General features: G+C 40.9%; 10 protein-coding genes. 1 reads left to right on the top strand and 9 read right to left on the bottom strand.

What is annotated here, in order from left to right:
- Positions 1 to 4: 4 nt before the first annotated feature.
- From RMY16_RS10735 to RMY16_RS10695, 9 genes are all read right to left on the bottom strand, one after another.
- Positions 5 to 451, bottom strand: a complete 447-nt coding sequence (locus tag RMY16_RS10735) for a hypothetical protein (RefSeq protein WP_322686490.1) — start codon at positions 449 to 451, stop codon at positions 5 to 7.
- A 144-nt stretch (positions 452 to 595) separates the two neighbouring features.
- Positions 596 to 3706, bottom strand: coding sequence for a type I restriction endonuclease subunit R (locus RMY16_RS10730; RefSeq protein WP_322736339.1), 3111 nt, complete (start codon positions 3704 to 3706; stop codon positions 596 to 598).
- A gap of 61 nt (positions 3707 to 3767) precedes the next feature.
- Positions 3768 to 4559: an abortive infection family protein gene (locus RMY16_RS10725; protein WP_322736338.1), complete on the bottom strand. Its 792-nt coding sequence runs from the start codon at positions 4557 to 4559 to the stop codon at positions 3768 to 3770.
- 23 nt (positions 4560 to 4582) lie between these two features.
- Complete coding sequence (locus RMY16_RS10720) at positions 4583 to 5959, bottom strand: restriction endonuclease subunit S (protein ID WP_322736337.1); 1377 nt, start codon at positions 5957 to 5959, stop codon at positions 4583 to 4585.
- On the bottom strand, positions 5949 to 7511 hold the full coding sequence (locus tag RMY16_RS10715) for a class I SAM-dependent DNA methyltransferase (RefSeq protein WP_322736336.1): 1563 nt from the start codon (positions 7509 to 7511) through the stop codon (positions 5949 to 5951). The genes RMY16_RS10720 and RMY16_RS10715 overlap by 11 nt, the downstream gene beginning before the upstream one ends.
- A gap of 14 nt (positions 7512 to 7525) precedes the next feature.
- Positions 7526 to 8026, bottom strand: a complete 501-nt coding sequence (locus tag RMY16_RS10710) for a hypothetical protein (RefSeq protein WP_322736335.1) — start codon at positions 8024 to 8026, stop codon at positions 7526 to 7528.
- Positions 8027 to 8538: 512 nt separating this feature from the next.
- Positions 8539 to 9093: a hypothetical protein gene (locus RMY16_RS10705; protein WP_322736334.1), complete on the bottom strand. Its 555-nt coding sequence runs from the start codon at positions 9091 to 9093 to the stop codon at positions 8539 to 8541.
- Positions 9047 to 9901, bottom strand: coding sequence for an ATP-binding protein (locus tag RMY16_RS10700; protein ID WP_322736333.1), 855 nt, complete (start codon positions 9899 to 9901; stop codon positions 9047 to 9049). Before RMY16_RS10700 ends, RMY16_RS10705 begins: the two co-directional genes overlap by 47 nt.
- 3 nt (positions 9902 to 9904) lie before the next feature.
- Positions 9905 to 11761: a Mu transposase C-terminal domain-containing protein gene (locus RMY16_RS10695; RefSeq protein WP_322736332.1), complete on the bottom strand. Its 1857-nt coding sequence runs from the start codon at positions 11759 to 11761 to the stop codon at positions 9905 to 9907.
- 268 nt (positions 11762 to 12029) lie between these two features.
- Here RMY16_RS10695 and RMY16_RS10690 point away from each other — a divergent pair, with 268 nt between their 5' ends.
- The gene (locus tag RMY16_RS10690; RefSeq protein WP_322736331.1) at positions 12030 to 12212 is read left to right on the top strand and encodes a hypothetical protein; all 183 of its coding nucleotides are present in this window, start codon (positions 12030 to 12032) and stop codon (positions 12210 to 12212) included.
- Positions 12213 to 12259: the final 47 nt, after the last annotated feature.

Below are 12259 nucleotides of genomic sequence, written 5' to 3'. Positions count from 1 at the left end.
ATATTTATTCCAGCGTCTTTATTTTTATAGATTTATCTTTCAAACCTTCTTCAACCATCTTTTTGGTGGCTATTGACCAGTTTTTACCGGACTGTCCTCCCATGAGGGACCAGCGAATCCAACCTACAGAAGGGTTTTCAGGGTTGTACCACCCTGGATCGTCCATGTCTAGTTTGAATTTCTCAAAAAAATCCACCATCTTATCAATATCTTCAAGGGTCAGAGGTTTTTCTTGTGCGATCGCTTCAGCTAAGGTCAAATTTTTCCCCCCACCGAATTTTTTATGTAATGCAACTCCGCGTAGTGCTGCCATACTTGCTATTGATGGCACGATGAGTTCAATTTCTTTGACTTCACTTTCTTTGATTTCACTTTCTTTGACTTCACTTTCGCTGCATAACAGACATAAATGGAGCATTTCAAGTTGAACTTGAAAAAGTAATGTATTCATTTTTATTTACCGTAATTTTGGAGGGTTAAAGGAAGTGTTAAATTTCTAATCTCCAAACTACCAAAGATTAGAAAGCATTGTCTTGTACAAACTCCTTGTAGGTAAACCACTCTCTACACTGAGTGCGATCGCACTTTCTCCCCCTCATGCAGCCCAATCTTTACAAAGTAACTCTGCCTGTTGCAGGACTGTTACCATCGCTTTCTCTTGCTTTTCGGGTGGATAGCCGTATTTCCGCAGTAGGCGCTTGACTAAGCGGCGCAGGTTGGCTTTGACGCTTTCTTTTTGTGTCCAGTCTATGGTAACGTTGCGGCGAACTGTATCTACAAGGTCACGAGCGATCGCTTTGAGGGTATCATCGCCTAATGCTTGGACTGAGGTATCAGTTAAATCCAGGGCATCGTAAAATGCTAGTTCATCTTCAGATAATCCCAGGCTTTCGCCTCGCTTTGTCGCTTCCCGGATTTCTTTTGCTAGTTCGATTAATTCGCTCATCACCTGGGCAGTTTCGATGGTGCGGTTCTGGTATCTTTTGATTGTCTGTTCTAGCATTTCGGCAAAGGAACGGGACTGTACTAAATTACGATGCGATCGCGTTTTGATTTCGTCATTGATTAATTTCCGTAGCAATTCTAAAGCTAGATGACGCTGGGGTAGTTGGCGGACATCTGCTAAAAATTTATCGGAGAGGATGGAAATCTCAGGATTTTTCACCCCAGCAGCAGCAAAAATATCTACCACTTCATTACTTACAACGGCGTTAGAGACAATTTGGCGAATTGCTGTATCTACATCTTCGGGACTTTTACCCCCAGTTGTAGTGTGTTTGACAAAAGCAGCACGAATAGCTTGGAATAAACCGACTTCATCCCGAATTGCGATCGCATTATCACTGGAACTGCACAAAGCAAAGGCTTTGGCTAATTCGTTCACAGCTTTGATAAACTGCTGTTGTCCATCTTCCAATCCCAGAATATGATCCATTGCGGCGGGGATGGTGGAGACACGTTGAGATGGAGTACCTGTAAAGAACGGCGAATAGTCGAAACCGTCTAACAGTGCTGTGACGTTTTCGTACTTGGCTAGCATGAGAGCGATCGCTTGTTCTTGAGGAATGCCTGTTTGACCTTGACTGTCAGCAGTATAATCTCTCAATGCTGATCTTAGTTGGTCAGCAATGCCTAAGTAGTCCACAACTAAACCGCCTGGTTTGTCTTTGAAGACGCGGTTAACTCTGGCTATGGCTTGCATTAAACCATGACCTTGCATTGGTTTATCAATGTAGATAGTGTGCAAACATGGAGCATCAAATCCTGTTAGCCACATATCCCGCACAATTACCAATTTCATCGGGTCATGTTCATTTTTAAACCGCTTTGCTAGTGCTTTACGTCTTGATTTATTGCGGATATGGGGTTGAAATTCTAGAGGGTCTGCGGCTGAACCTGTCATTACAACTTTCAGCTTTCCTTTGTCGTCGTCGAGATGATGCCAATTTGGGCAAATTTCGATAATTGCATTGTACAAATCTACACAAATTTGACGACTCATGCAGACTATCATTGCCTTACCGTCAAGAATTTGTTGGCGACGCTTAAAATGTTCCACGATGTCTTGAGCAACTAGGGCAATACGTTTTTCTGCACCTACCAAAGCTGCTAATCTTGCCCATTTGGTTTTTAACTGTTCTCTGGTTGACTGTTCCTCACCTTCTGTGACTTCTTCAAATTCTGGATCAATGTGAGGACGTTCTGATTCTGACAGTTCCAGTCTCGCCATACGTCCTTCATAATAAATGCGGACAGTGGCTTCATCCTCAACTGCTCTTTGGATATCGTAAATATCAATATAGTCACCAAATATGGCTGTTGTATTAATATCAGTTGATTTTATGGGAGTTCCTGTAAAGCCCATAAATGAGGCGTTAGGTAAAGCATCTCTTAAATGTTTCGCAAAACCATAAGCAATATAGGTGTCGCTTTCATCTTGAGTTGTGACTACACGCGCTTCTAAACCGTATTGGCTACGGTGTGCTTCATCTGCAATCACAACGATGTTGCGACGGGGAGAAAGTTCGGGGTATTGTTGCCTTGGTTCTGGTGCGAATTTCTGAATAGTGGTAAAAACAACGCCACCAGATGACGCTTGTAGCAGTTCTGTTAAGTTTTCCCTATCTTGAGCTTGGACTGGCTTCTGGCGCAGCAAGTCAGAACAGTAAGCAAAGGTGTTAAATAATTGGTCGTCTAAATCGTTGCGGTCTGTCAGAATAACCAGAGTTGGGTTTGCCATTTCTGGATTCTGGATGATTTTTCCGGCGTAGAATGCCATTGTTAAACTCTTACCGCTACCTTGAGTGTGCCAAACAACACCTACACGTTTATCACCTTCGGGTGATGTGGCTATCACAGTACGTTCAATGGCTTTATTGACTGCGTGGAATTGGTGGTAGCCTGCCATTTTTTTTGTAATGTCGCTACCGTCTACTTCAAAAACAATGAAATGTTTTAGTAAATCGAGAAAGCGGTTTTTTTCAAAGATGCCTTTAATTAAAACTTCCAGTTCGGAGGTTTTTTTAGAAGCAATGCCTTTTTCATCAATCATGCGCCAAGGCATGAACCTCTCCCAGTCGGCAGTAAGGGTTCCGACTCTGGCTTCTGTACCGTCGGAAACTACTAATATTTCGTTATAGGGAAATAAGCTAGGGATATCTTGTTTATAGGTTTGGAGTTGGTTAAATGCCCCTTTAATTGTGGCGTTTTCGGTGGCTGGATTTTTAAGTTCAATTACAGCTAAAGGTAAGCCATTGATGAATACTACTACATCAGGGCGGCGTTCTTTTTTATTTTCAATAACAGTAAATTGATTAAGTACTAGCCAGTCATTATTATCCGGGTTGGTAAAGTCGATGATTTTAACTTGGTCGTAGACAATTCTTTCTGATGTCTGGTATTCGACATCTACGCCATCGGTGAGGAATTTATGGAAGCGGCGGTTATTTTCAAAGAGGCTAGGGGTTTCGCTGCGGGTAATTTTGCGAATGGTTTCTTCAATAGCGTCGGCGGGAATTTGGCGGTTAATTGTTTCTAGTGCTAAACGTAAGCGGCCAATTAGCACCACATCAGTGTAATTTATTCTTTCAGAATTTGGTTCATTAGGGGCAATGTCATAAGCTGATAAAATGTTATATTCTATACTTTCAAACCAAGCAAGTGTAGCTTGTTCAACTATTGATTCTGTGAAGTCAGAATTTTGCATAATATTATTTTTTTTAAAAAATATTTAATATTTATTGATGATTATTTTTTTAACCTTTTCACTAACAAGATTTTTCTTCTATTTCTTTATCTTTAGAGTTCACGCACATAACATCAGATAAATACTGCTCTTCAGATTTAGTGGGATTATTATTCTCTATTAACTCTTGATTGTTATATTCTATGAGCAAGTCACGATAAGCTTCTTTATCAACCTGATATAGGACTTCACTTGGAGAATAAGACAAACTCAAGATTGCGACTGGTTCGTTATTATCATCTATATAATTATTGAACTGTTGGAAATCTTGGTACATTAACCTCTTCACTGAATGTTTTTCTCCATAGTTTTTATGAACTTTGAAGAGAAAGCTTACTACTGCATCTGCCGATCGTGCTGCTAGTTGTACCTGCATTAACTCTAGTGACGATTTGAAATAAGCATCCTTGCCATGTGATGCAATTCCTTCATTAGTGCGAAGTTCACATATTCCTTTTATCACGGTAAACAAGCCGTTGGCTGTGAGCTTCAAGCTATCACTAACTTTTGTTGCAGCAGCATGATCTTCAGGTACTAGCTGTAACTGTTTGAGTGTCTTTTTAAACAAGTCTGGTAAATCATCTTTTTTACTAACTTCTTGTCCTCGGTCATTGAGTATAGTTATACAAACACTCTCAATCAATGCCCTGATAAGGTCGATGGCTAAACCTGGGTTTTCTACAATTGCGCTTTCCAATGCTGTGACTTGGCGTTCAATATGTACAGCACCAGCAGTCATCTGTACTATCTCACGAACACCGTGCATTTCAAAGGTAATAAATGTGGCATCTACTTTGACTTCTGATATCTCCATACTTACTGAAGAATGTATTTTATTCATGTTAAGGAGTTTACAAAATTATTTGCTTCATTGACCCGTATTTCACCTAATATGAGTTTGGGCATTAAGGTGTCACGGATAGATGCAAGGGTGCGTGATTGCTCATCGTTTAAAATAATTCTTTTATATAGAGGTTCGACAATTTTCCCAAAGGTTACGGAAAGTCTATTATCTATAAAAGGAAATTTAAAAGCTTTTATTCGGTCTGGAGATGTGTGTTTAACTGTTGTTCCTGTCGCACTTGCTAAAATTTCATTTCTATATATATCTGTACGCAATAAATAGTAGAGATGTAACTTGCTGAGGGAAAAATTAGGTTTTAAAATAACTTTTCCTAGTCGCTGATTATGTAAGTAACGACCACTTCGGAGTGGTGGAATAATGGCAGGATAGCCAAGAGTATCACCAGCTTTGCTTAAGTCAGTCATGGTTATGATTAATTCGCCTTCATCAAGTACGAAATCTTCTGGAACCTCACCAACGTAATATTTAAATTTATCGTCTTTGAATCCACCATTAATAGCAAAGTTTCCTGGTGTTAAAAGTATGTCTCCTGGTGGTTCTGTTCTAAAAAACTCACCTTTGAATGCGTAACCATGCTTGATATTAATCAAATCTCCAAGCATCCATACCTCCCACCCTTTCGGAATCATCCCCAATGCCGACTCCTCAAACTGATCAGGGAAAAGGTCAGCAGTTGCAGCATCCATTCCGGCTGGTTGTCGTCCTTCCATCTTGGCGTGAACGGGGTCAAAGTCCACAAACCAGGATTTGAAGATCGCCTGTGCCATCGCTTCCAGGGTTTGGTTCATCTCCCGGTTCAATTCAATTTTGTCATCGAGTGTGCCGAGAATGTGGACGATAGCCTTCTGCTCATCCAGTGGGGGGACGGGTAATGAAGCTTCTCTTAAAGTAGTTAATGGCCTCTGAATTTGTGGAACACCAACTTGAGACACCCGGCTAAAGAGGTAATGCTGTCCTTCACTAGAGCAGAGCCAGTAGTAAAGATATTCTGGTATCAGCTTTGTAGCGTCACATCGAACTCTTAACATACTGTTGCCCATAATGTACCGATGGTACTTCCTGTCCTTCGGCATAAGTCCTATCTGACCGAGTGTCCCTTTATGTACAAGTAACACGTCACCAGGATATGACTCGAACTTGGATAGCCTATCTGCTGTTTTTTCGCTGATGAATACAAAACCATCGTCATAAAAGCGTCCATGATTAACATTTACGCCGCGTAGAAGCGGGACACCAGACAAGGTGTATTCTTCAGGAGTTAAAGCTTTCCCAAATGGGCCGATTTGCGTGGAGTAGAGTTCATTTGCCGCACATTCAGCAATTGTTTTTCGTGTCCATTTATTCTGCATACCCCATTTCCTCTAAATTAGCTTTAATCGCCTTCTCCAACCTTGCCGATTCCTCAAACTGCTGCTCTAATTTCTTTGTTAAATGCAGCATCTTCTCCTCAAACGCCTCATTATCATCCTCAACTTCCTCTGCCCCTACATAACGTCCCGGCGTGAGAACATAACTATGTGAGACAATCTCATTTAACTTGGCACTTTTACAAAAACCGGGGATATCCTTATACTCAGCCGCTTCCTTCTCACCCCGCCAAGCATGGTAAGTTTGAGCAATCCGAGCTATCTCCTCTTCTGTCAGTTCTCGGTGTACTCGGTCAAGTAAAAACCCCATTTTTCGCGCATCTATAAATAATGTTTCCCCAGCCCGATCACGAAATTTCCCATTTTTTTTATTCCGTGCAAAAAACCACAGGCAAGCCGGAATCTGGGTATTGTAAAATAACTGTCCTGGCAATGCCACCATACAATCAACCAAATCCGCATCAATAATAGCTTGGCGAATATCACCTTCCCCGGACTGGTTAGAACTCATCGAACCATTCGCCAACACAAAACCAGCAATGCCATTTGGTGCTAAATGGTGAATCATCTGCTGTACCCAACCATAGTTAGCATTACCTACAGGTGGTGTGCCATACTGCCAACGGGTATCTTCTCGCAACCTCTCCCCGCCCCAATCGCTCATGTTAAATGGGGGATTGGCTAGGATAAAATCAGCTTTGAGGTCTTTGTGCAAGTCATTGTGGAAAGTATCGGCATTGTGTGCGCCAATATTCCCATCAATGCCACGAATAGCCAAATTCATCTTGCACAGTTTCCATGTTGTCGGGTTGGACTCTTGCCCATAGATGGAAATATCGCCAATCCTTCCCCCATGCGCTTCGACAAACTTCTCAGATTGCACGAACATTCCGCCAGAACCGCAACAGGGGTCATAAATTCGCCCTTTGTAGGGTTCAATCATTTCTACTAACAACTGCACCACACAACGCGGTGTATAAAACTGTCCGCCTCTCTTACCTTCCGCAGTGGCGAACTGTCCCAGGAAATACTCGTAAACTCGCCCCAAAACATCTTTAGAACGACTGGCTTCATCTCCTAACCCAATTTTGGCAATCAGGTCAATGATTTCTCCTAGCAGTTGTTTATCTAGGGCTGGCTTATTGTAATCCTTAGGTAACACGCCTTTGAGCGATGGGTTCTCCTTCTCAATTGCATCCATCGCCTCATCTAACAGTTTGCCAATGGTGGGTTGCTTGGCGTTAGCTTGTAAATATGACCACCGCGCTTCTTTGGGAACCCAAAAAACATTTTCTGCTGTGTACTCGTCGCGGTCTTCCGGGTCAACGTGAGCTTGCTGTGAGTAAATGTTGTAAAGCTCACTGAAAGCATCGGAAATATACTTAAGAAAAATCAACCCCAAGACGACGTGCTTATACTCCGCTGCGTCCATGTGACCTCGCTGCTTATCCGCAGCTAACCACAGAGCTTGTTCAAAGCCTAAAGTCGCCCCATTGCCATTATTCTGTTCGGTTTTTTTCTGACCACGAGCCACTAAGTACTACTCCCTTAAGTAAAGTCTCTTCTAATGCGAACGATTGCCTGGTTTAACCCTTCACTGTGAATCCAACCGACAAACCCGCCGTAAATCATTTTGTCACTGCGATCACCTAAAAAAACATGGTCAACACCAACGGGGTTTTTCCAAGTTCTCACTACTGTCCCGTCCCTGAGCCTGATGATCGGATTAGAACTTTTAAAATCTCTGTGGTGTGCAGGAGTCATGCCAGGGACATTCTCTAAAATAGCGATCGCTTCTCTTGCATCATCTGTTGTACTAGACTTAACCACCGTTGCACAACCGCACCCGTCAGTTACAGTCGTCTTGAGTCTATCTTTGATGTCGCCGTCAAACAGTGACAACGAGTTAATCTCTTCTAACAGCTTGCCATGTGACTCATCCTGTCGGCGTTGGCAATAAACTGCTGTGAGAAAATCTTCTAGGCTGACTTTTGCCAAAGCATCTGTAATTAATCCTGTTAGCCCCAAAACTGCAATTCCACCCAGCATCCCCGCCCAAAAAAGCTAAAGCAGCTGTAATGGCAGCAGCACCTGTAAACCCTGTAGCTGCCATTGTGATTACCAAAATCACACCAGGTAAACCCAAAGCAGCTACTTTTTTGACGACTTCATCCATACCCTAGCCACCTCAAGTCAAAATTTACTCTGAAGGCTTTTGTAAAACTTACGCTACATAAACTGCCTTTAATGGCAGAAATCCTTGACAGCAGGATTTGAAGCTAACAAAAAATTACTTAGAATTCTAGCTTCACAAGTATAAGCTCTAAAGTTTTTAATACTAAGTAGTATATTTACTGCTTTTGTTAAAAACTTTGAGCGCTATAGGTTTTAATTTTCAGCCACTAATTGAATTTGAATACGTGCGATCGCACTTGTGCCTCATCGATGAGACGTAGATTATTGATAAAAAAATAAAGGCGATCGTCCTCCCCGAAGAAAGTGCGATCGCCTTTTGTAAAACCCTATCAATGAGGTTACTTGTATAATTCAATAGTTTTTTGTCAATAGCGCTTTTGACGCCTTGCCATTTTTGCAAAAGGCAGAGAACAATGGGTGCATTCCCCTAGCTCCCAATCAGCAGGGATTGGAAATGGTGTCTCACAGTTAGTACATTTTGTTAATAAACCCAACTGATGGCGATCGCACTTCATTTTCTCCTTAAACTGCCACTCAATGCGGTGACAAGGAACTTCTGCATAGCAAGCACCACATAATTTAATTGGTCTAGGCTGCATTGTTATACCTTTGTACGGCAACATTTCATATATCCTGTCAACCTGCACGCAAATAAGCTTACCCAAAGCTTCTAATTCTTCATAGCTAGGAAATGGATTGAAATAAAGCTGTTCCCATCGAGATGTCACAGCGCCAATACCAGCAATTTTTCCTAAAGAGTATGCCGAAGGAAGACTGTTAGCCTTGTATCGTCGCAAGCGTCCCAAATAATGACTAATGCTTTCGCCTTCATACGGCTCAACATAGCCTAACCTTGGACGAACGTTATCATCTTCATTTATTTTTTTTGCTTGATTCTGGTGGGGTGTATTTTTTGCCATACCGATTAGCAACTTTTTCTAAAACAGATAGCTCAAGTTTGCTAGAGCCGTTGTTCAAAGAATGTAAAACTGCCTTTGTTAGTATCTTGACAAGAACTCCTATTCGCGCACCTGTATTTTGTGTCAAAAGCTCGAATATAGACCCTTCAGCTAGGTTAGATACTTCTGGTAAATCCAGAATATCAAGTTCAATTGTCAGTAGTGTCTTCTTAAAATCTTCGTATTCTAAGCGTTCAAACTCATACAATGTGGGAAAACTGGTCAACAAATCAACACCGCATAAAATATCATCTAGCTCCTGACCTCCAACTAAAACAATAGGGACATTACATTCTTCAAATAGTTGCTTTAGGTCTAATAAAGCTTCTCTCTGGAGATTTTCAGCATTGTCAATAATGACCATCTCTATCCCAAATAGCTCAAGGCTACCAGCCAATCTTGGACGTAAATCCTCTCGCTTACCTGTTATTGCTGCGTGCTTAATATCCTTCAAAATTTGTGAAAATAGACGCTTGGAACTAGACGCTGACCAAGCTTTGGCATAAGAAACTCGCTTCCTATCCTCTTGCTTATATTGAAAAGAAGCTCGGCTTTTTCCCACATCTCGTGGGCCGATAACTCGACCACATTGCTTGATTAACCTTAGTTCATCTAACCATTTGAAGTATTCTAAAGCGCGATCAGTTGGAATAAAAGCAGTTCTAAATAACTCCTCAACCTCAGCGATTTTAGCAAGTTGAGCATTGAGGTCAAGCTGAGGAGCTAGAGTTGCGACAGAGGGCTGAATTGCGAGTTGCGATCGTGCCATAGGTCACCAAATATTATTTTTATATTGATGCTTAGAGATAATTAACTTGTGTCTCTCTTCTTTATTATTATTACTTTGATTTGATAAATCTTCTTCAGTATGAAATTCTGATTGTTGAGGCTTTATATCTTCTTCTATCTGTTTTGGCAATGCCTCAAGTTTTTCTTTTGGTACAGAAGCTGAAGTTTTAGTTTTTCTTAAATGTACAACATTTGAATTTGGCTTTGAAGCAGAACGTAAACGTTTTTGCTCTGCTTGCACTCTTTCTTTCTTATTCTGTTTAGCTGCTTCAATAATTTCTTTTCTCCTACCTAATGCTAATAATGCATCATAATTAGAATGCTCTCTACGAGCATTACTTCGCTCCTTATTAAGGCTTTTCAATTCTTCTAAACTCAGGTCTTGGCTATCCATATTTATTGCATGAGCGTAGCCTAAGAAATTTCCCAAGTCATCATTTGCATCACAACTGTAAACATATAATGTCAGTATATGGTCTGGGTCATATCTCAGCGTCACATATTCACCTTTATATGCCCTGAGTGATTCTCCTCGATAAACCAGATTCTCGAACTGGATAGAGCCATGAGCTTGAACTATTCTTTGAGCTTCCTTCATCAAGCAAATATCTAATTCTCGCTCATCCAAAGGTTCAGGCAATTTTCCTCCCATACCCCTCAACCAACGTTCAAATCTCGTTTCACGAGGATCTTTGGGATAAGGCTCGTGGTTATAAATGTCACAAAAGAAACTAGCTAAAATCTTATCTAACTCCTGTATGGTTAAACAGGCTTCTTCCTCTGCATTTTCAGGACGTTCCTGAACATTTGATCCCGTATAGCCAGGTAGCCCTTCAAGAACTTGAGTATTGATAGTCTTGAAAAGCCGCTCTACAATGCCACCTTGAAGTGGGCGATCGCGCAATTCGCACTGAAACCCTAATTTCTTGCCAATGGCTTTCAGATGTTTTGAGCGAAAATCTTTTCCTCCATCAGTAAAAAAATATTGTAAGGGAGTCCCATATACGTCCCAAGTTTTACTAAGTTGGTAGTTAGAAGGATACTGTTTGGGTAAGATAGCGTGTCTTAAGGCTACAGCCACCTCAGCAGAACCTGGTTGTTTTACCCATAAGTGATAGCCTAGAACACAGGTTGAGTAAGTATCTACAACTGTGGTTAACCAAGGTCGCTCCGGTAGCAGGTTAAGAAGAATATCAACTATCCGAAGATCCATCTGTGTGTGATCGCATTGAATAATTTGGTTACTAAAATCCGCTTTTAGTAGCTTCCCATCTCGTGTTTCTACTCCCAACCAAGGTCCTGAACCCGGATTTCTAACTTTTTTCTTCCGTCTTTCTTCCTCGATTAACGGATTTAAAATTCGATATACAGTAGCCTTGTGAGGATAATCTCCTTGTTTCAGCCCAAGATCAACCGTCGCTTTTCGCTTTACTTCGCTAAAAACCTGTGTAGGAGACATTGGATGTTTCTCTTTAACACTCGTTTTATAAATATCCTTAATAAACTCTTGCCAGTATTCGGAGATTCGATGTTGGCCTTTATCTGAGCGTGATACTCCTGCTGTCTCTTGTAACCTGTCTTCATCGTATTCTTTAAGAAGACGCTCCACCTGCCGAATAGAAACACAGAGAGTATCTGCTACTGCCTGCTTTCTTTGAGACTTAATCTGGTGATTTGGCGATTCAGCAAGCCATTGAATTAAATTAAATCTTAGTTTATTATTATCCGTAGTTTTCAGAATAATCAGCAATGGATCGACTGCGAAATTACTGTCACTGAGGCAAATAGCTTCTGTAACTTCCGTCGATTCTCCAGTTAATCCAAATTCTTGGTCTGCCATAGAAGTAAGAAGAACTGATTAATAGTATTAATGTACCATTAATTTATGAAATACGACATTTAATTTGCAATTCGCAAAATCTAAGAAAACGACATAAATTTGCAAAAAATGGTTTTTCGACATTAAATATGCGAATTAAGTAATCTTGTCTTTTAAGTAACAAAATCAACTGAAAAGTTTTTACAGTAAAGGTTTCAGCAATTCAAGAAGATGATGTCGTTATTTGCGAATACCGACATTTAATCTGCGAATGTACAAATTGTTAGTAATGTCAGTTTTTATGTTTGAACAGCAACCTGAAGATTTACGATTTTATGTTAAACAGTTAGCTACCGAAGCTGTACAAAAATCAGAACCATCGGCATGGTTTGATGTGTTATATACCGAAGCTAAAGGTGATACAGCAAAAATTCCTTGGGCAAAGTTAACTCCTCACCCTTATCTAACCTGAGTTCGGGTTAAGCATTGTGAGATAAAAGCCATTCCATCTGAAGGCTG

Source organism: Nostoc sp. DedQUE12b (genome assembly GCF_034530835.1).
GTDB lineage: Bacteria > Cyanobacteriota > Cyanobacteriia > Cyanobacteriales > Nostocaceae > Nostoc.
This window is presented reverse-complemented; position numbering and strand designations above follow the sequence as displayed.